Annotated in this window: 18 protein-coding genes; all 18 read right to left on the reverse strand. The window is 38.6% G+C overall.

Annotated features, from left to right (window positions below; genetic code table 11):
- Positions 1 to 16: 16 nt before the first annotated feature.
- The 18 genes from ACHCNF_RS06850 to ACHCNF_RS06935 all read right to left on the reverse strand — a co-directional run bounded on the left by ACHCNF_RS06850 (position 17) and on the right by ACHCNF_RS06935 (position 20,307).
- Positions 17 to 1,099, reverse strand: a complete 1,083-nt coding sequence (locus tag ACHCNF_RS06850) for a nucleotidyltransferase family protein (protein ID WP_408072039.1) — start codon at positions 1,097 to 1,099, stop codon at positions 17 to 19.
- 65 nt (positions 1,100 to 1,164) lie between these two features.
- Complete coding sequence (locus tag ACHCNF_RS06855; protein ID WP_408072040.1) at positions 1,165 to 1,863, reverse strand: acylneuraminate cytidylyltransferase family protein; 699 nt, start codon at positions 1,861 to 1,863, stop codon at positions 1,165 to 1,167.
- Positions 1,864 to 1,924: 61 nt separating this feature from the next.
- Entirely contained in the window at positions 1,925 to 3,118 is a 1,194-nt protein-coding gene (neuC, locus tag ACHCNF_RS06860; protein WP_408072041.1) for a UDP-N-acetylglucosamine 2-epimerase, read from the reverse strand.
- 61 nt (positions 3,119 to 3,179) lie between these two features.
- A complete protein-coding gene (gene neuB, locus ACHCNF_RS06865) occupies positions 3,180 to 4,178 on the reverse strand; it encodes an N-acetylneuraminate synthase (RefSeq protein WP_408072042.1) in 999 nt (332 codons plus the stop codon).
- A gap of 255 nt (positions 4,179 to 4,433) precedes the next feature.
- Positions 4,434 to 5,084, reverse strand: coding sequence for an acetyltransferase (locus tag ACHCNF_RS06870; RefSeq protein ID WP_408072043.1), 651 nt, complete (start codon positions 5,082 to 5,084; stop codon positions 4,434 to 4,436).
- A gap of 142 nt (positions 5,085 to 5,226) precedes the next feature.
- Positions 5,227 to 6,093, reverse strand: a complete 867-nt coding sequence (locus ACHCNF_RS06875; RefSeq protein ID WP_408072044.1) for a Uma2 family endonuclease — start codon at positions 6,091 to 6,093, stop codon at positions 5,227 to 5,229.
- A gap of 388 nt (positions 6,094 to 6,481) precedes the next feature.
- On the reverse strand, positions 6,482 to 7,624 hold the full coding sequence (gene rfbG / locus ACHCNF_RS06880; RefSeq protein ID WP_408072045.1) for a CDP-glucose 4,6-dehydratase: 1,143 nt from the start codon (positions 7,622 to 7,624) through the stop codon (positions 6,482 to 6,484).
- Between the two features lie 98 nt (positions 7,625 to 7,722).
- Positions 7,723 to 9,060: a lipopolysaccharide biosynthesis protein RfbH gene (gene rfbH / locus ACHCNF_RS06885; RefSeq protein WP_408072046.1), complete on the reverse strand. Its 1,338-nt coding sequence runs from the start codon at positions 9,058 to 9,060 to the stop codon at positions 7,723 to 7,725.
- A gap of 49 nt (positions 9,061 to 9,109) precedes the next feature.
- Positions 9,110 to 10,210 (reverse strand): Rpn family recombination-promoting nuclease/putative transposase, encoded by a 1,101-nt coding sequence (locus ACHCNF_RS06890; RefSeq protein ID WP_408072047.1) that lies wholly within the window; start codon positions 10,208 to 10,210, stop codon positions 9,110 to 9,112.
- Between the two features lie 243 nt (positions 10,211 to 10,453).
- On the reverse strand, positions 10,454 to 11,254 hold the full coding sequence (rfbF, locus tag ACHCNF_RS06895) for a glucose-1-phosphate cytidylyltransferase (RefSeq protein ID WP_408072048.1): 801 nt from the start codon (positions 11,252 to 11,254) through the stop codon (positions 10,454 to 10,456).
- A 159-nt stretch (positions 11,255 to 11,413) separates the two neighbouring features.
- A complete protein-coding gene (locus ACHCNF_RS06900) occupies positions 11,414 to 12,838 on the reverse strand; it encodes a flagellin N-terminal helical domain-containing protein (RefSeq protein WP_408072049.1) in 1,425 nt (474 codons plus the stop codon).
- Between the two features lie 332 nt (positions 12,839 to 13,170).
- On the reverse strand, positions 13,171 to 14,919 hold the full coding sequence (locus ACHCNF_RS06905; protein ID WP_408072050.1) for an AAA family ATPase: 1,749 nt from the start codon (positions 14,917 to 14,919) through the stop codon (positions 13,171 to 13,173).
- A 151-nt stretch (positions 14,920 to 15,070) separates the two neighbouring features.
- On the reverse strand, positions 15,071 to 16,204 hold the full coding sequence (locus ACHCNF_RS06910) for a methyltransferase domain-containing protein (protein ID WP_408072051.1): 1,134 nt from the start codon (positions 16,202 to 16,204) through the stop codon (positions 15,071 to 15,073).
- 25 nt (positions 16,205 to 16,229) lie between these two features.
- Entirely contained in the window at positions 16,230 to 17,114 is an 885-nt protein-coding gene (locus ACHCNF_RS06915) for an NAD-dependent epimerase/dehydratase family protein (RefSeq protein ID WP_408072052.1), read from the reverse strand.
- Between the two features lie 152 nt (positions 17,115 to 17,266).
- Positions 17,267 to 18,292: a radical SAM protein gene (locus tag ACHCNF_RS06920; RefSeq protein WP_408072053.1), complete on the reverse strand. Its 1,026-nt coding sequence runs from the start codon at positions 18,290 to 18,292 to the stop codon at positions 17,267 to 17,269.
- A 22-nt stretch (positions 18,293 to 18,314) separates the two neighbouring features.
- On the reverse strand, positions 18,315 to 18,554 hold the full coding sequence (locus tag ACHCNF_RS06925; RefSeq protein ID WP_408072054.1) for a hypothetical protein: 240 nt from the start codon (positions 18,552 to 18,554) through the stop codon (positions 18,315 to 18,317).
- 32 nt (positions 18,555 to 18,586) lie between these two features.
- Positions 18,587 to 19,237 (reverse strand): hypothetical protein, encoded by a 651-nt coding sequence (locus ACHCNF_RS06930; protein ID WP_408072055.1) that lies wholly within the window; start codon positions 19,235 to 19,237, stop codon positions 18,587 to 18,589.
- An 11-nt stretch (positions 19,238 to 19,248) separates the two neighbouring features.
- On the reverse strand, positions 19,249 to 20,307 hold the full coding sequence (locus ACHCNF_RS06935; RefSeq protein WP_408072056.1) for a radical SAM/SPASM domain-containing protein: 1,059 nt from the start codon (positions 20,305 to 20,307) through the stop codon (positions 19,249 to 19,251).
- Positions 20,308 to 20,367 lie beyond the last annotated feature (60 nt).

Below are 20,367 nucleotides of genomic sequence, written 5' to 3' on the forward strand. Positions count from 1 at the left end.
ACAATAATTTATGGAATTACAAAACCTCATTTATCCTGTCTTCCATGCGCTTCATTTCCTGGAATTCTCCCATATCAAGGAAGGACATCTCGCTGATGGGGTACATACCCACTCTGCCTCCTTTTTTCATAAGGTCATCCGCCAGGTCAGTCATGTGGTACATAACATCTGCGGGTATCATCTCAAAATGGGCAGGATTCACCACATACATTCCGGTGTTAACAAAATATGACAGATGGGGTTTCTCACGTATCGCGGTTACCAGTCCCTCTTTTTCTGCGTCCAGAACTCCGTATGGTATCGGGAAATTTTTTAGCGAAGAGACAATGGTTATTCCATTCTCCGCAGCGATATGATGCCTAATTATGCTGTCATAATCTGCATCTATCAGAATATCGCAATTGGTGACAATAACAGGCCTTTCAAACTTTTCCTTTATTAACTTGATACTCCCCGCCGTTCCGAGGGGTTTATCCTCCTCAACGTACTCAATCTCATAAGGCACTTTCTGCTCTGCGAAATAGGACTTGATCATCTCCTTTTTGTAATTGACAGTCAGGTAGAATTTTTTTGCTCCATACTCGTGGAATCTGTTCATTATTCTCTCAAGTATAGGCACGTCTCCAATAGGAATCAGCGGCTTAGGCAGAATCTTTGTATAAGGATACAGTCTGGTTCCTTTTCCTCCCGCCATGATGATAATAGGGGTGTCTGAAAGGGCAAGGTCCGCTGCCTCAATATAGTCAGCCTTACTCTTATCTCTGAAAATAATGTTGATAATGCGATTACGACTGTCCAGAATAGGTATCGAAGTGATCCTGGCGCTGTTCATGAGAAAGCTCACCTTATCAGCCTCATCCTCATGCAGAAATCTGGGTGTCTTGAAAGCAGCCTCCATTACATTGTCATTAAGGTCTCCGGACTTCAGTATCCATCTTCTTATATCACCATCTGAAATGCTGGCAAGCAGAACATCATTTTCATCAACTATGTACAAAATATTTTTGGCGTTAACATCAATCTTCTGCATCGCCTGAAGTACAGTGATGTCTTTAAAGGATATAAACTTCTCAAGAAATTTTCTGTTATCTTCTGCCATAGTATCCCCCTCATGGATTCAAGGACAGTTAAAAATATTTATTCTTCAAAAATTCAGTCAGACCGTTATTCTACGCTTATTCCTCTGCTCATCAAAAATCCGGCATAGTCGAAATCCAGCTGAGTGTCTATGTCTATGCTATGCAAGGAATCCATGATATAGGCATAGCACCCTTCTCTGTATAAAAATCTGTCAGCCCTGAATTCATTAACGTCAGCAATGTAAATGGCACCATTTAGACGGTAGCTCTTAGACACGCTCTGCCTCTGCCCCATGCCGGCTCTGTCTATAAAGCCGTCCATACTAAGGTTCTCAGAGACTTCTCCGCACCATGTGATCGGATGTTCAGTCTCACACACCGATACAACAAATTTGGCACGCTTTTCATAGAAAGTATCATATGCCTTTTTGATATCAACCGCGCTCCTCAGAGGTGAAGTGGGCTGCAACAAACAGAAAGTATCAAATATTCTGCCCTGCTGCTCATATTTTCTTAGGACTTCTTCAACCACATCCCATGAGCTTGATCTATCTGCAGCATTTTCAGAGCTTCTAAGGAAGGGAACGTCAGCGCCACATTTCCTTGCTATTTCAGCGTATTTTTCAGAATCAGTTGATACGAAAACTTCATCAAATACTTCGGCATCCTTCGCCGCCTCTATGGTGTATCCCATAAGAGGTTTGCCGCAGAGCTCTTTTATGTTTTTATCAGGTAGTCCCTTTGATCCGCTCCTTGCGGGGATTATTGCAATATTTTCACCCATAGTAATCCTTCATCTGCTCCGGCACAGCTGCATTGTATCAACCTGCCAAATTCCTGCCTGCTTACTCTATTGTACAGACATCATAAAATCTCTTTTTAAGGTCAATCTTGTTATTTAGAAGGTAATCCTTTGCTATCTTCACTATTTTTTCAGAAGTTTCTCCATTGCCGTATGGATTATCAGCATCATGGATTTTTCCCTTAAACGAATCAGATAAGGCCATATCAATTGCTTTACTGATTGCATTTTCTTCAGGTCCGCAGTTTATTACTGTGTCTGCCTGAATTCTGCCCTTTTGCCTGTCTCCAATATTTATCGTTGGAATGCGGAAGGAGGGAGCCTCTATTATACCGCTTGAGGAATTGCCAATAACAAATTCCGCGTATTTAAGGGCGCTCAAGTACCGTCTCATTCCAAGCGAACTGACCAGTACGAAATTGTCATGTCCTGCCTCGTATTCCTTTAGTATCCGGTTAACCTCATCTCCACCATCATCTGCGTTTGCACTTGTAAATATATAGAATATATCGTCATGCTTACCAAGAGCCTTTAGCAATTCATTGATTTGATCAGAAGCGGAATTATCTTCCAATGTGACAGGGTGAAATGTACCTATGGCGTATCTCTGATTGCATATCACTGCGCTCTTCATAACTGATTCTGCAAGTTCTTCTTTGCTCATGAGTTCTGTATTTAAGGCGTTCTCAACGCCAAGTGCTCCAACATTGTAAACTCGGTCAGGGCTTTCACCCAGCTGAATCACTCGCATTCTGTATCTTTCAGTCGCTGTAAAATGCAGGTAACTCATCTTGGTAATGGAATGCCTAAATGCCTCATCCACTGCGCCCTCTGTAGTCTCACCTCCATGAATATGAAAAATAGGAATCCTGGCATTTGTGGCTGCTGCGCAGATTGCAAATATTTCGTACCTGTCTCCGAGAACCATAAGGGCATCCGGCTTTGTCTTATCATAGTATTCCGCGAATTGAGTAAGCGCTCTCGCCATTATGGCAGATGCATTTAATTCAGCAGAAGTACCCATTATATCTATCCGGGCATCTATGGTCACTCCATCAGATTCAATTTCTCTGACGGTCATTCCATATTTTTCAGACAAATGAGTTCCCGTAACAACAAGCTTCAGCTCTATATCCGGGTCATTCTGAAATCTTATGATAACAGGCCTTAATAGTCCATATTCAGCTCTTGATGATGTTACTATTACCAGCGTTTTCAACGAGTCACCCATTTTCATCTACATTCATCTACTTTCGTATGCATCCATCTACTTTCATCTATATTAATCTACTTTTTATCTATATTTCTATAAGCTCATCTTCCGCAAAATCTCTTTTTGCTTTTTGCCCCAGAACCTCATTCCATCTCATCGGTGAAATCCCGCTTCCGGGTCTCTTGGTGGTGAGATTATCTATTGTAAAAATCTCGCCTTTTTTTATATCCTTGGAAGCGACAATACTTTTTCTTGCAACAAGTCTATTCTTAAGCTCTGCTTCTGTAGGAATCTTCTCTCCGGTTCCCATAGCAAGCTCGATATTCCTAATAGCCAAAACCATATCCGCCAGCTCATCAGGCTCTAAGCTCGCCTTATGATCAGGTCCCTCCATATTTCTATCAAGGGTAAAATGTTTCTCAATAACAGTTGCTCCAAGAGCTACTGCAGCAATGGGCACTTCAATTCCTCTTGTGTGATCAGAATAACCGACCTCACATCCAAATCTATCCCTAAGTGTCAGCATCGCCTTAAGATTTACATCCTCCATAGGTGTTGGGTAATTTGTTGTACAGTGAAGTATTGTAATTTTCCCGGAATCATGGTCATGCAGCAACTTTACTGCGCTCTCAACCTCATCAATAGTACACATTCCGGTAGATAAAATAATATCTTTTCCAGTCTTTGCGATTTCCACAAGATAAGGGTAATTTGTGATCTCACCTGATGGGATTTTCCATATATCAAGGAGCGGATCAAGAAATCTGATGCTCTCTATGTCAAAAGGAGTAGACAGGAACTTTATTCCAACAGCCCGGCAGTACTCCGCAAGCTCAATAAAATCTTCGAAAGGAAGAAGTAGTTTTGAGAGCATATCCTTTTGAGACTCTTCCTTCCCTGTATTGTTCTTCTGATATTCAGCCATTGGCGCACTTTTAGAAACAAGGCTTGACAGCTTTGCGGTCTGAAATTTCACCACATCAGCCCCACACTCCTTTGCGGTATCAACAAGCTTTTTAGCAAGTTCCAGACTGCCATTATGATTAACACCTGCTTCAGCAATAATAAGTGTTCTCTCTCTCACGTTAGTACCTCTTCTTAAAAAGCGCTGCCTCAAAACTAGTGTCTTGTCTGAATGACAATTTGTTTAATTACTTGTCTAATCCTCAATATGCGTCGTCATCTTCAATCGCCGTAGCCACCGCTACGACTCATTCAGATTCCTAGCCTATTGAGAATGATACTTCGTAATTAAATCAAAAGTCATCCAGACAAAACACTAGGCAGTACTTCTCACAAACACAATCAAAAGCTGCAACATCTTCTATCCAGGCACTTCCTAATGTCGTTTACGACCACTCTGGATTCTTGCAGGAATTCCAACAGAAGTACATGAAGAGCCAACGTTTCTAGTAACTACGGCTCCGGCTCCAATTACCGCATTGTCTCCAATCTCAATTCCCTGCAGTACCGTTGCTCCGGCTCCTATAAGAGTTCCGGCTCCAACCTTGCACTCGCCGCATAACTTAGCGCCAATCGCAATGTGTGCTCCTTCTCCTACCACGCAGTCGTGCTCGACGATTGCACCGGTGTTGATTATTGCATTATTCCCAATGATCGCTCCTGCGTTTATAACTGCATTTTTCCCAACAAACACGCCGCTTCCAAGCTGCGCAAAATCCGAAACAACTGCAGATGGGTCAACAATATCCGGGAAGGAAAATCCCATTTTTTTTGCCATATCATAAAGTCTGCTGCGAAGGTCGTTTGGCTTGATAAATCCCACAGTGATAAACGCCTTTGTAATACCTTCCTTAAAGAGCTCAGGCAACTTGTCATCCGGTCCAACAACTTCACAGCCCAGGATTTTAGTTCCGGCTTCAAGTTCTGCATCCGTTATATAGATTTTTGTAAATTGTTTTGAGCGCAGGGCTGCATCAATAACTGACTTGCAATGCCCGCCACCACCTATGAAAACAATCTTGTCCATTGCTCATTCCTTTTTAATCAGCTATTTGTTTTTGCTGTTTCTATCGTTTCTGCAAGACTATCTCTAAACTAATACACACCTTAATTATACGCGAAATTTCATATAACTTGAACTATATTCCGCAAATTGAATTAGGTGTACTTCATTTTCCAAACCTGTCTATAGCATTTGAAATCTCATCCAGACTTATGCATAGCCTACCTGCATACAGGGCCATGGGATAGTCTCCAACAAGAGGTACTATGGCAGGAGTGAAGTCCTCCTCCATGAAATTATAAACTATAAGCACCTTCTTTTTAGGATCTATCATCCAATACTCCTTCACTCCGGCATTACAGTATTTTTCACTTTTTATAAACATGTCCTTGCGCCTCGTTGAAGGTGATAGAATCTCAAGGACAAAATCAGGTGCACCATATATGCTCCTGTCCCTTATTTTATTGTCATCGCATACAATTATGATATCGGGCTGGACCATAGTTTTGTCATTACAGTCAAGCTGGACATCTATCGGTGAATACAGTACTATACATGATCCACTATTTTCCATAATAAATGATCTGATGCTATAGAAAATACTACTGCTAATAATTTGATGAATCGGTGTCGGAGCAGTCATATCATAAAAGCACCCATCAATCAGTTCCACCTTCTGATCCTCCGGAATCGCATAGTAATCCTCTATTGTATACTCACCATTCTTTTTAGGATTAGGCTTATTCCTTTTCCCATATGTTGGCTCATCCTCCTGAAGTCCTGCCGGGTGTTCGCTATTCCTGCCATAATACGATGTACTGTTTTGTTCATAGGAATATGCTTTCCCTGAATAGACAGTCTCGTCGCCCTTTAAAACCTTCTCTATAGCATCCAAGGTAGCTCTCCTGGGATTCTTAGTACTCCCGGACAATATCCTCTGCAAAGTTATTACAGGCACTCCTGTATACTCTGATAATTGCGCAAAACTATATCCTCTTGAGTCCTTAATCTGATTCATCTCATCTATTGTCATCAGGCTTTCCTCTTGTATCATTTTTAATCTTAATATATCATTTAATATCATTTAACATCATTCAAAATGATATGTCAAGATTTTTCAGAAATTTCCTCATATCATAAAATGAGACACCCTCAACACAGAGAGTGCCCCACATATTATGATTTATTCATTTTATTTTCCGCTGTTTAAAGAGACTTCTTCCGGCTTTGCCAGATACGCTTGCATATAAAGATGAAATCTAGTGTAGCTGTTTTATATTAACTCGACCATATGCTTGCTATAATTTGAATCTTCTGCGTTGTCATCAGTCGTCGATGGACGCCCATCGACTCCTTCTTCCGCCTTGTAGATTACAAATTATAGCTAAGCAATATAGTCGAGAAATATAAAAACAACTACACTAGAGAGTACGTTTTCTGTTTTTCTGAGAAAAAAACAAAAAACTGTATTCCTGTACTTGACGCTCTGTAAACTCTTCCATATCCACGCCTTCATGCCAGGCCTTGTACCAATTCACAGTCTGTGACACAGCCTCTCTTGCATTCCATATCGGTTTCCAGCCAAATGTTTTTTTGAGTTTCGCGCAATCGAGACGTAAGAAGGAAGCTTCGTGAGGAGCATTATTTTCAGAAATATCTCTCCATCCTGCATCGTCGCCCCAGCATCTGACAAATTCATCTGCCAGTTCTCCGGTTGTCATGCAATCACTAAGTTCCGGCCCCACATTGTAGCTTCCGGCAAATCCCAAATCCTGTGCCTGCTTCATTGCAATCATCAGATAGACGAAAATCGGCTCCAACACATGCTGGTAAGGCCTGACAGAACCCGGATTCCTGACTAAAATATCTTCTCCTGCAATTACTCCCCTTACACAGTCCGGAATAATTCTATCCTTTGCAAAATCGCCGCCGCCAATCACATTACCCGCTCTGGCAGTAGATATAAAAGGTCTACTACTATCATTATGCATCGCTGCATCATATTTACCATTCTCTTTTGACTTGAAAAATGATTTCATATAGGAATGTGTGACAAGCTCAGAGCAGCTCTTTGAATTTGAGTATGGATCATAACCATCCAGCTTTTCATCTTCAGAAAATGCATGGTCACGCAGTTCATTATTTTCATAAACCTTATCCGTTGTAACGTTAAGAAAACTCCGTACACTTCTACTATTTCTGACGCACTCCAGAATATTTACCGTTCCCATAACGTTAGTCTCATATGTATATCTGGGATCACGATACGATTCACGCACGATAGGCTGTGCAGCAAGATGAAAAACCACCTCGGGATCAGCCTTTGTAAAAGCCCGGTTAAGTTCATCAAAGTCCCTTATATCCCCCAGTGTATGATTCAATTTTGATTCCAGCTCCAATATATTGAACAACCCCGGATCAGTATTAGGCGCAAGCCCATACCCATAAACATCAGCTCCCAGCATTTTAAGGACAAAACACAGCCAACTTCCCTTAAATCCGGTATGCCCTGTCACAAATACCCGTCTTTTGTCATAAAAATTCCTAAGCTCTTCAAATTGCATAAGCACCTCACAGAAACAGTGATTCTATGCAAATCACAAAAACAGATTGGTATGTCTTCTTGCGGGCAAAGAGGTAATTGCCCACAAGAAGTCATAGATTATTGATGGAGCGCCTCCAGGATAACCTTAGCCATATACGCAAGCTTCTCATCCGTCATTCCCGGATAGACTCCCACCCAAAAACTGTCCTTCATAATTCTCTCAGTATTGGTAAGTTCACCTACCACACGGTAGCCTTCACCGCTTTTCCTCATCTCGTCAAAACATGGATGTTTAATAATATTTCCCGCAAAAAGCATCCTGGTCTGTACTCCGTGATCCTCCACATACCTGACAATCTTTGTTCGGGATGTTCCTTCCTTGCAGGTCATGATAAATCCAAACCAGCTGGGATCTGAATTATCGGATACAGCCGGCAAAACAAGCTTTTCTTCCGCACCGCCTTCTATCAATATTTTTTTCAAATAACTAAAATTATGTTTTCGCCTCTCCACAAAAGAAGGAAATTTATCAAGCTGAGCACACCCGATAGCCGCCTGAAGATCAGTAGCTTTAAGATTATATCCAAAATGAGAGTATACATATTTATGATCATAACCTGCAGGAAGTTCTCCGTATTGCCCATCAAATCTATGTCCACACAGATTGTCTTTTCCTGAAGGGCATACACAGTCCCTGCCCCAGTCGCGGAGAGAACGAACTATTTTGTTTAGAAGCGGATTGTCAGTATAAACTGCTCCGCCCTCTCCCATGGTCATATGATGAGGCGGATAAAAACTGGAAGTTCCAATATTTCCCACTGCACCTGTAAGTTTCCACTCACCATCCATGAGGTATTTACTGCCAAGGGCATCACAGTTATCCTCCACAAGCCATAAACCGTGCCTGTCGCAAAAGTCCTTAACAGCTTTTAAATCAAAGGGATTTCCCAAGGTATGAGCAATCATAACTGCCTTGGTCTTTTCAGATAAGGCCTCTTCAAGCCTTGTTACATCTATATTGTATTCCGGAATTGTAACATCTATAAAAACAGGAACAGCACCATATTGAACAATAGGTGCAATAGTTGTAGGAAATCCAGCCGCCACAGTTATAACTTCATCCCCGCGTTTTACCATGCGCCCGCCAAGAAGCGGTGAAGTAAGAGCCATAAATGCAAGCAGATTGGCAGATGATCCTGAATTAACAAGAGAGCAAAACTTTACTCCAATGTACTTGGCAAACCTCTTTTCAAATTCATCTGTATATCTCCCGGCTGTAAGCCAGAATTCCAACGCGCTGTCTACAAGATTCACCATTTCCTTATCATCATAGACACGGGACGCATAAGGGATTCTGTCCCCCTCATGATATTCCGTCTTGGCAGAATGATATTTATTAGCATATTCTGCCACCATGTCGAGGATTTGTTTTTTCATTGCATCCTGTGAATTCATGTCTGCTCCCTCCAACTTGAGAGTCCCCATATAAATAAAGACGCATTAATTATTGCACGCTAGCTGAACTGAGCTCCGTCAAAATCTTCTCCACATCATAGTCAGGAGCATATTTCTCTGCTGCATTAACAATCTTCCTGATGTGCTCTTCGTCCTCTTCAAGGGCATCAGCTATTGTCTCTATATTCTGGCCTTTTCTTATTTTTTTACAAACCTGAGCAATAAGGTGACGCTCTCTGCCTTCTTCTTTTCCTTCTACTCTGCCCTCTTCTCTGCCTTCTTTTCTTCCTTCTTCTCTTCCTTCTTCTCTTCCAATCCGTCGTTCTTCCTGAACATCAAAGCCTTCCCAGTCTTCAAATAATCCCATATGCCGTCTCTCCTTGATCTGATCGACCATGTCCCAGATTTCATTTTCCGGAACATTCTGCTTTCTAAGAACTACTGCGATTACTCTTGCAATTGTTTCAAGAACATCTTTTGGCGAGTTTTTCTGGATGTTATCAAGATATCCTTCGGGAAAATCCAGGCTTTTGAAATCTTCTGCACTCTTCATGCTGTTGATCAGCATGACAAGGGACAGTTCATTATTCTTACTCAAAAGATCCTGTCTGCCATAACTCCCAAGATTTATCAGGTGATACTTAAAATCCGGAATAAACTGCTGAAATACATCGCTTAAGGCAATCCTCTCGATAAGTTTTTCTGCGGCATCCCATTTTGCCTTGCCCTCGTAATAAACTACCGGTATGATCGGCGGATATTTAAAGCCCTTTGTCCTTGAAATATTCTTATTTATATTCTCTTGCTGTTTCTCGTAATCCTCCCAAATATACACCATATATCTGAGAATCTGCATAATTACATTATAATCTACGCTGGACTTATGCTCAATCAAGGTGATAAAAATATCATTCCCGTTTGGAACATGAACTTTCTTCACTACATCTGCGTCGCGCTCCTCTGTAAACATCGGAATAAACCTCTCGGTTATATCCTCAATATCCTCCGGTTTTATGTCCTTTAAAAGTTCGATTCCCGAATAATCACGGAGCAGCTGCGAGCATAAAGTGGGATTTTCAAATATCAGCTTTGCGCCGCTGTCTGCAAGTTTAGAGTTACCAATCTGTTTTTTGTTACTGCTTTCGTTCATTCATACATGTCTCCTTTTCCTTTACTATCTGTCTTTCTTTCAATGAAAATTGGCACATGTAAGAATTACACAGCCTTTCTTGAATAGAATTGAGAATTGTGCCTGACTTAGCACAACGAAAAAGAGACTATCATATTTTTAAATATTTTGCAAACAGAAATTGAATTGATTATTTTGCATCCCATACACGGCAAATATGCCCACTTCTTGTTACTAATTCTCAGTGGCTGCATTCATTCCTCATCAATCATATATCCCCGCAGTGCTGCCTTCCCATACCATCCAGGGAGCATTGCCCTTAGCCACCATCTCTTCCAACATATCGTGTTCTCTCTTGTTGTCCATGCATTGCCAAAAGCCTTTGTGTGAATAAGACATAAGTTCACCTATGCCGGCAAGTTTTTCCAATACATCTTTTTCAAAAACTGTTCTATCACCATCAATAAATCTGAATACCTCAGGCTGGAGAACCATATACCCGGCATTTATGGGCATAGAATCAGTAATCTTCTTTTCTCTGAATGCCCTGACAGAATTGTTTTCCGCAATATCAAGTATGCCCTTTTCCTGATCCAATAATACCGACGTAAGCGTTGCTATCTTCCCGTGTTGCTTATGAAAATCTAATAGCTGATGGATGTTAACATCACATACTCCGTCTCCATAAGTCAACATGAACGGATTATCCCCAATATATTTCTGTACCCGCTTAAGTCTGCCGCCTGTCATGGTATTAAGACCAGTGTCAACTACTGTAACCTTCCAAGGTTCAGTATGAATATCATGAAAATCAATGCTATAAGTATCTGCCAGGTCAAAGGTAACGTCTGAAGTATATAAAAAATAATCTCCAAACCATTTCTTTATGATATGCTGCTTATAGCCTGCACATATTACAAATTCGTTGAAACCATAGTATGAATAATACTTCATGATATGCCAGATAATCGGCATTCCGCCAATCTCTATCATTGGCTTAGGCTTATAGCCTGACTCCTCTGAAAATCTCGTACCTTGACCACCTGCAAGTAATACAACCTTCATATAATCCCCCAATCATATAGAACACATATTACTACATTTATTATTATAATCGATATTTCGACATAAAAATATTAAAAAACTATAATATTACTAGGGGCACCCTCCATCTGGAGAGTGCCCCGTATATAAATCCTTTTATTATGGTTATCTGATCTGTTATTAGCCCTGGAGGAGTGACATAACACCCTGTGTACTCTGGTTAGCCTGAGCCAGCATTGACTGTCCTGCCTGAGCGAGAATGTTGTTCTTACTGTAGGTAACCATCTCATCAGCCATATTCGTATCACGAATTCTGGATTCAGCTGCTGTTGTATTCTCTACTACGTTATCCAGGTTCTTGATAGTATGCTCTAATCTATTTTGGATAGCACCGAGTTCTGATCTCTGTTCAGATACTAACTTAAGCGCATCCTCTATAGCATCAATTGCGTATGTAGCTGAGATTCCCAAGCTGTCTGTTACTGTAAGATTCTGGATACCCAGATTAGCTGTACTCATGACCTGTACATCCATTAGAATCTTATTGGTCATATCCGCATCTGAACCTACATGAAGCTGAAGTGGAAGATCCTTAGCAACTCTAGCTGTACCTTTGCATATTGAGAATGTAAATCTTGCTTCGCCATTAGTTGATCCAGATACCGGTGTCCCCTGGTAGTTAACGCAAGATACCTTAACCATATTTACCTTATTGCTGTCAACACCTATAAGATTTGCCTGTTTTAATGCTTCTTCCATTCTTCTGGCCGCTGTAGATACCAGAATGTTTTTATCTAGATTTGCATCAACTGCTACTCTCGTACTTCCGGTTGAAGGTGTCCTAACCTGAGCACCATCTACAACCATAGCCTTTATCTGTTCCAATGTATATTCCTGGTCACCAACCTTAAATACACTGGTTGTATTATCATAAGAACTTATAGCTTTTCTATATGTCGTACCGTTTATTACAACAGATGAATTGGATGATAAAGCTGATGAAATACCTGCCTGTAACTTTCCAATAGTATCTGTATTCTTATCATACATATGGTACTCTTTTCCGGCTATCTTAATATCATCACTTGATTTTAAATAGCAAGTAAATTTACCATATGTTCCAAGATCTGCTATTGTTCCCTCAAGACCTGCGTCATGAGTCATCATATATTTATTATAGTTTCCGGTGCCTCCTCTAAGAAGGTAGGTCTCGTTGAACTTTGTTGTCTCTGCAACTCTGTCTATCTCAGTTGTAAGCTGTGTGATCTCGTTCTGGATAGCATCACGGTCTGACTTACTGTTTGTTCCGTTTGCTGCCTGTACTGCCAGTTCATTCATTCTCTGAAGCATATCGTGTACTTCTGTGAGTGCACCTTCAGCTGTCTGTACTGCGCTTACACCATCATCAGCATTTGTTGATGCTCTGTCCAAGCCTCTCATCTGCTTACGCATCTTCTCACTTATGGAGAGTCCTGCTGCATCATCAGCTGCTCTGTTTATTTTATAACCTGAGGAAAGTTTTTCAGAAGATTTTGCCTGCTGGCCTGTTGTAATGCTGAGCATTCTGTTAGAATTCATCGCCGTCAAATTATGCTGGATAACCATATTATACCTCCATGTGGGTGCAGTCCCTCCTTTAATCCGTATAGTCAGATACTGCATGCTTGATAAAAAAATTCATTAAAAAGTTTCTTATTAAGTTGAGTGCGCTCCCACATCGATCATCCTTGACGATGTTTGTATTTGTTTTACACTCTATATATCGTTCCGATTTTCATTTACTTAACCCCTTTTTTGAAATTTTTTTGATTTTTTATTTCATTCTGATCAAAATTACACATACAAAAGGCGAAGAAACGCAGTATTTATGCGTTTCTTCGCCTTATAGAACTATGATAAATTTTCCGATTATTTAGTCCAAAAACATATGCCTTCTATTATTCTTTTAATCTGAAAACAACACTCTTTTTGCAAAAACATACTCCAAAGGAAACAACACCTGCATACCCGTCATCAAGTATTCCTTCTTCATATTTCTTTGTCTTTATCTGGTCAAAAGCTTCTTCTATACCATCTTCCATCTCATTAAACTTTTTTCTGATCTTAATCTCAAATATAAATGCAGGGTCTTTGGGTCTGTTTGGATAAAGAGTAATATCAGGTCTTCCGTTGCCTTCTTCCCTGTTCGATTTAGCTGCATAGTTTGGCGTTCCATATAGAAGTGTCAGCAGGATTCCATGGTAAAATGCTTCATCACTATCGTAATAGCTTATGCTTTCTGCAAGGATATTATTAACAAATTCCTCCATTTCTTCAGTCTTTTTTTCAAGAACAGCTTTATGGAATATAGACGCATCAGCCTTCTTTACTCTCTCATCGAACCATCTTGAAATATGCTCTTCGTATATACTTCCTACTTCATCATTTGGTATCATCATGGTTATGAAAATTTTCCTGCCATCCTGTCTCTCTGATACCTTTTTGAGATACCCTGTAAAAAGCAGAAAATTCCACAAATTATCCTCACTCTCATGAATATCGCCATAGGTTATATCCTCATGAATCTGCTTTTCTATGGTTTCCCCTGAAATAAGTGTATCTATTTCACTCTTTATACTATCGTCAGCATTCCATATGAGATCTTTGATTATAGAATTGGATGAGGTATTGCTCCAATAAGGAATAGGATTTTCTCTTTTTCCGTTTACTTTGCCATCAACATAACTTGTAACACTCCATGGATTATATATTTCAGATTTGCCAAAAAGATATCCGTCATACCATTTTCTGACTTCATCCGCTTTATCATAAATTCCATACTCTTTAAGCATTTCCATTGTTTCCTCTTCATTGAAACCGAATCCTTCTGAAAAATCATCGTTAAGTATGGAATTAATCTTAAGATTATTAAGTCCTGTAAATATACTCTCCCTGCTTATCCTTAGGCATCCTGTGACAACAGCAAACTCAAGGGCATCATTTGTCTTTAATGCTGATTCAAAAATGGATCTTATAAATCCAACCATCTCATCATAAAAGCCTCTGTAATATGCATTTTCTAAAGGCACATCATATTCGTCAATAAGGATTATTACGTTCTTTTCATGATACTGTCTAAGTATCTCCGATAATGTCTTAATCGATGTCTGATATTTGCCTATTTCCCGCCTTAATGCATCTTCTCTGTCCTTGACTGTATAATTGTCTGATTTATTAAACCACTCTGTTGGTCCGGTCATCAGCTTTATATATTTTTCCTTTATATCTTCAGATAAAACATCAGAATCAAGAACATACCTGTGTCTGTTAAATTCACTGGCGATATCCTCTCTTATTGCATAAAAAGCAGCTTCAAAGTCATTCTGTTTGGCAGATTTAAGAGATAGCTTTATCACCGGATACTGCCCCATCATCGACAGTATGCCGTCACTTACCCCCATTATCTTTTTCCCTTCAAAATATGGCGTCTTATCTATTAGATTTCCATCAAAATCATACTCCTTCTCAAAGAAGGTCTGGAGCATAGAGATTGCAAGAGTCTTGCCAAATCGTCTGGGGCGAGTGAAAAGAGTGACCGTCCCGCCATTTTTTACTATGTCACTTATAAGGAATGTCTTATCTACGTAATAACAATTGTCTTCTATTATTTTTTTATAGTTCTCATATCCGATACCGATTTTTCTCATACAAGCACCCATTATATCTTAAAAGTATTTGCAACTCCGCAAGATCAAACAACACTTCTATTCTACACTATTATTTCTCAAATAGGCGATATTATTATCGATGGCTGTAGTACTTATGCCTATTTTTCTGACATCTCATGTTTACTGGGCATCAGACATATTCTATCCCATTCTCTCTAAAAATACCCACCTCGATACTATCATATCTGTCCTTAATAGTACGCGCCACTTCATCTGAATAAGATGCTGCCATTACCAGAATTGTGTCAATCTCTCGCTCATTCAATATGGATGGTGCAACAACCAGGCAATGAGATCCCGGTGTATATCTATTCTGTTTAAAGCTGGCAGAATCTATGACAAATTCAATCCTGTCACCTATTCCGGTCAAAGAAAGCATCGCCAGCGCCTGATGACCGGCACCCCATACAGCAACCTTTTTTCCTTTTGATACCCTGTCCTCAATAAATTTCTGAACTTCTTTAATGATAGTCTCCTGCCTTATATAAAATGAATTCAGTTCACCTTTACTTCGCTTTTTCACTATTGCACACAGACAGTAATCATGCCACACGATACTGCAATCAATAACATCAAATCCATTTATTTCAAGTAATCTTGTAAGTGTCTCCTTAGTATAGTAACAGAGGTGATCCAACATGAATTCTGAAAACATCATATCCTGTATGATTTTGTCTGTATTTGGAACTTCTATAAGACCTATCGCTTCATCCTCAAGATTATTGGAGATTGCACTAAGAAACTCCCCCGGTTCAGGTATATGCTCCAAAAAATTCATAATATAAAATGCACCGAATGGTGCATTACATAATCTGAAATTATCCCCTTCCGGGAACCCTTCCTCTACTATAAAGCCATTCTTTCTTGCATTCTCTACAGATTCATGTTTATGTTCCAGTCCAATAACATTCCCACCTGCTGCCTGCATGAATGACATAAATTCTCCACTACCGGCACCAACTTCCAATATCTTTTTATCTTTAAGATTATAATTCTCAATAAAATCTTTAAAATACTTTATCCTAAACTCTCTCATCTCATCAGATACAGCAGCTGCTCTGATCACATCTTTATAATAGGAAACAGGTTCATCAGATAGTTGAATAAGTCCGCAATTATCACACATGAATATGTCAAGACTAATTCCTTTGTCATCTTTAAGCTCTTCTTTCGTTGGAAAAAGCTGAGCTTTACCTGGCATATTCTGATATTCTAATAGTGCTTTACTTTTAATAGTTTTCCCACAACATCTGCATCTTATCATTCATCCACCTACAAATAGCATAATACTATCTTATACGCAAAAAGGGCTTTATCCCATCTTCAAAGTTTATTTGGGGTTCCCATCCTGTATCCCTTTTCAACTTAGATACATCCGGTTTCAATGAAACGAATGGATTTGGATCATCTCCATATTTTACTATATCTACTCCAGTATATTCTTTTATTACCTCGATATAATCTTTCAGGTGTCTATATCTTCCATCAGCTACATTATAAATATTTCCATCAATACCTCTTCGAGCTAATAATATAAATGCATTGGTAAAATCATCAATATGTAAAAAATCCCACATCTGCCTGCAAGAGGACAACTCTATAACTTTATTATCTTTAATTGAATTTATAAGCTTAGGAATCAAATGTTTGTCCAAATCATTTTTCCCATATACACTAAAGATTCTTCCCCAAATCCATTCAATACCTAATTCTCTTGCCTTAATCCTGCTGCAAAAACATGTTGCAACTTTTGCTACTCCATATGCCCCAATTGGTAAAACCATGGAGTCTTCATTCAATTGCCTGTCAGAAACTCCATACTCCGCTTGAGAGCCAGCAAAAATGAGCCTTTTGCAACCAATTTTTTTTGCACTACTTACTAAATTCAATGTATAATTGATGTTTTTTATCTGGTCCTCAAGGTTATAAAAATCTCCAGCCCATGCAAAATGAAATAAAAATATGCATTTATTAGGTATTAAATTCTCCAACTTTGAATCCGTATCACTAATATCATATTCAATAGTTTCTACATTGGGAATATTTACCAACCTATCGGAATTCTTTGAGCCTGGGCGGATCAATGCATATACTCTATACCCTTCTTCACTTAATGCCTCAACCATATTGCTTCCTAAAAAGCCAGAAGCCCCTGTAACTACAACGTTTTCCATAGTTATATACCATAATAGTTAATAAATGATTGTACCTTAATCCATAATTCCTAAAGGTCCCACATATACCTCACAATATTTTCTCCGGAATATATTCGTATAAACTGTTACATTCTCTTCTTAACATACCAAATTTAAGAATAATCAAGATCTTATCTCAATCTACTCACCGGAAATCCATCTATATTGTCACGAGTATAATAATCATTATCAGCAAGTTCGCAATTCCTGCAGCTTGAATTTTCTTTTCTTCTATTCTCCAACTGCATTTTTCTAAATTCATACATTGCATCGCCATTCCAAATATTTTTAAGGGTGTCAATCTGGATATTACCAAGATTTGTTCCTCCAATCCAATCAACGCAACACGGGCTTACCTCTCCGTTACTTCTTATTGCAATAGTTGTAAATGGCATAGGACATGCAATTCTCTGCTTACGTGTCTTCTTTAAATCCTTATCTAGTTCATCTCTCTGATCTTCTTTATATAGACTTCCTATAAAACTTTTCTCCTCTGTTGCAATCCAGTTATGTGGCTTGTCTATATATACTTCGTCTACAACTGGCCCAAACCGTTCGAGGAACTGTTCATTCTCATCAGAATAGGTATCTAGCATCTTTGCACTAACAAACGGTCTTTCCGCATTATTCATTTTCTTTATTCTTTGAATGGTTTTAAGATTCTCCTCTATTTTGTTTATATCTACATTTTCACATCCTGTAACCTCTTTATACCGTTCCTGATTTCCCCCGTAGATTGACACGCGAATGTAATCTATCTCATATTTCACCAATTGCTCAGCGATATCTTCTGTAATAAGAGATGCATTAGTAGTTGTTTCTATCCTATCTGCTATATTTGCCTCCTTAGCAATACGAAGCATAGCACAAAAATTCGGATTAGTTAGTGGTTCTCCATACAGGCTGATTTTTAGAACCTTTATCTTATCTCCTTCCCACTCGCTCAATTGTTCAATTATACTAATGAACATTTCCAAGCTCATCATTCCCCTGTTTTGAGTAAGATAATTACTTTCATTCAAACTTTGAAAGCATGATATACACCTAAAATTACAATAATTTGAAGGTTCTATCAGCACAGTATAGGGTTTAGATAATGGTAAAACATCCATGAGATTATGCCGATTATTATTTTTTAATTCAGTATACTTAATCATAATCACTCACCATCAATAAAATTTAAATTAATAACTCTCTATAGTTTTCATCAACATAAATACTATTTGCAGATATGGTTGTATATAAAATATATCCTTTATCGATAATAAAATCATTCAAACCTTCTTTTGTGCTAGTTGTATGCTCTATTTCAACCATAATGACTTCAGGTTTATGTTTAGTATAATCAATACCTCTCATTATTACCTCGTCATAACCCTCAGCATCCACCAATAACATGTTAGGTTCAAAATCCAACATTTCAAACAGTTCATTTATTCCAATAAGCGGAACTATGATTTTTCGTGTACTATTTTATGAGACATTCCATTCCACTTTTCATGATGCTCTTCCTTTAAACTACTTACAGTTGAACTCTTACATGCATAAAAAGAAACAGCATCACCACTAGTTTCTGAAATAGCAGCATTAATATACCTATCTTCAGGACGAATCATATTTACCAAATCTCCAACTATTGGTAGTGGATCTACCAATACACCTCTGGCACCGGCTTCATAAAAGGAAAAAGTATTATTTGCTCTAACCGGATCATTCGTTCCAATTTCCAAATACCTTAATTGAGTAATGCGTTTTCTTATTTTTAACATTAGCAACATCAGAACAGCATCTTCTGAATAGCTACCATTAAACTGTTGTATTGCATGCTTTGACTTTAGTAACTCATAAAACAAAATTTTTATTCGAGAAATTGGAAAGTCAAACTTTTCTTTTAAATCAGCAACAATACTAACAGGGTCAGCACAAACTAACACCATGTCAAAAGTATGTATTAACTCAGGATTAACATCCAAATTAATTCCTTTATCTTCAGGCATACGTGTTTTATCTGCATCATAATATCCTGTTACTTCATAATTTTCTTCTATCCATTCCCTATATATATGAAAATCAATATTTAATCCATAAACTAAAGTCCCCATATAACCTCACATCATACATAATCGTTTGATTTAAATATCTCTTTGTAACTTACAGGTAATGGTTTTCCATAAAAACCAGCCATATATTTCCTAATAAAGTTTCTATCTACACCTGATAAACATACAGGACTGCTATCGTGAAAATACTTAATGGACAATCCTCTATCAATAATATCTTTAAGCTTTTCATCAAATATATTTCCTAGTGATATATGCATAAAGACACATGGCATTACATCGCCATACTTAGTTATCTCCAGTATTTTTTTTACAGCTCCACATGATCCTACTTTCTCATCATATGTTGGAAAAGTATCCAAATGTAAAACCGGATACTTTTCATGAAGCATTATCAAATGTTGCATGTCTTCACCATCGATAAGAACCTCTTCATGACCTTCCCAACGGCCAATCGCTTTCGCTAACATGACATCTAAGTTGTATCCATTTTCTTGACAAAATGCAGCCATTTTCTCAGTACCTTCTGTCCTGCAGTTTTGATGTGAAATAACTGTCTGTGCAACAGGTTGAAGATTGGCCTCCTTAGCGTTCTGTAAAGCTTTAATAGCACTTGTTGTTTGACCTTCGCTATGAAGATACTTAGCATTTTCATCGATTCCATCAAGACTTATCTTAACCTTGTCAAGACCAATTGACTTAAGCCAATTTGCCTTTTCTTTGGTTAAGAGCGTACCATTTGTACTAATAAAGAGATGAAACCTTTTAGGGTCTATAGCTTCAATTACTTTATCCAAATCAGGAAATAACAAAGGTTCTCCACCGGAAATGCCCATTTGAGCCAGTCCAAGAGCATCTGCTTGGTCAGCCACGCTTTTTATGACTTCAGGTGTAAGTGTTCTATCTTTTGATTCAAAACATAAATTACTGCAATGAGGACAATGCATATTACATATAAAATCATAAGTAAATTCAATGATAGGTGTATATTCCCCTTTTGCATGTTTCTCCTCATATTTGAGGATTTTTTCAAGAACATATGGCTTTTCTTTTCGTAATTTTTCTCGACCTTTATTCTCTCTATTTTTCTGATCTTCGGATTTGTTCATCATAAGCATCATCTCCATCGAATACATAAAATATCCTTATTCTTTTCACTAAGTCTTAGACAT

It is taken from the genome of Butyrivibrio sp. NATIVEDY162 (assembly GCF_045999815.1).
Lineage (GTDB): Bacteria > Bacillota > Clostridia > Lachnospirales > Lachnospiraceae > Butyrivibrio.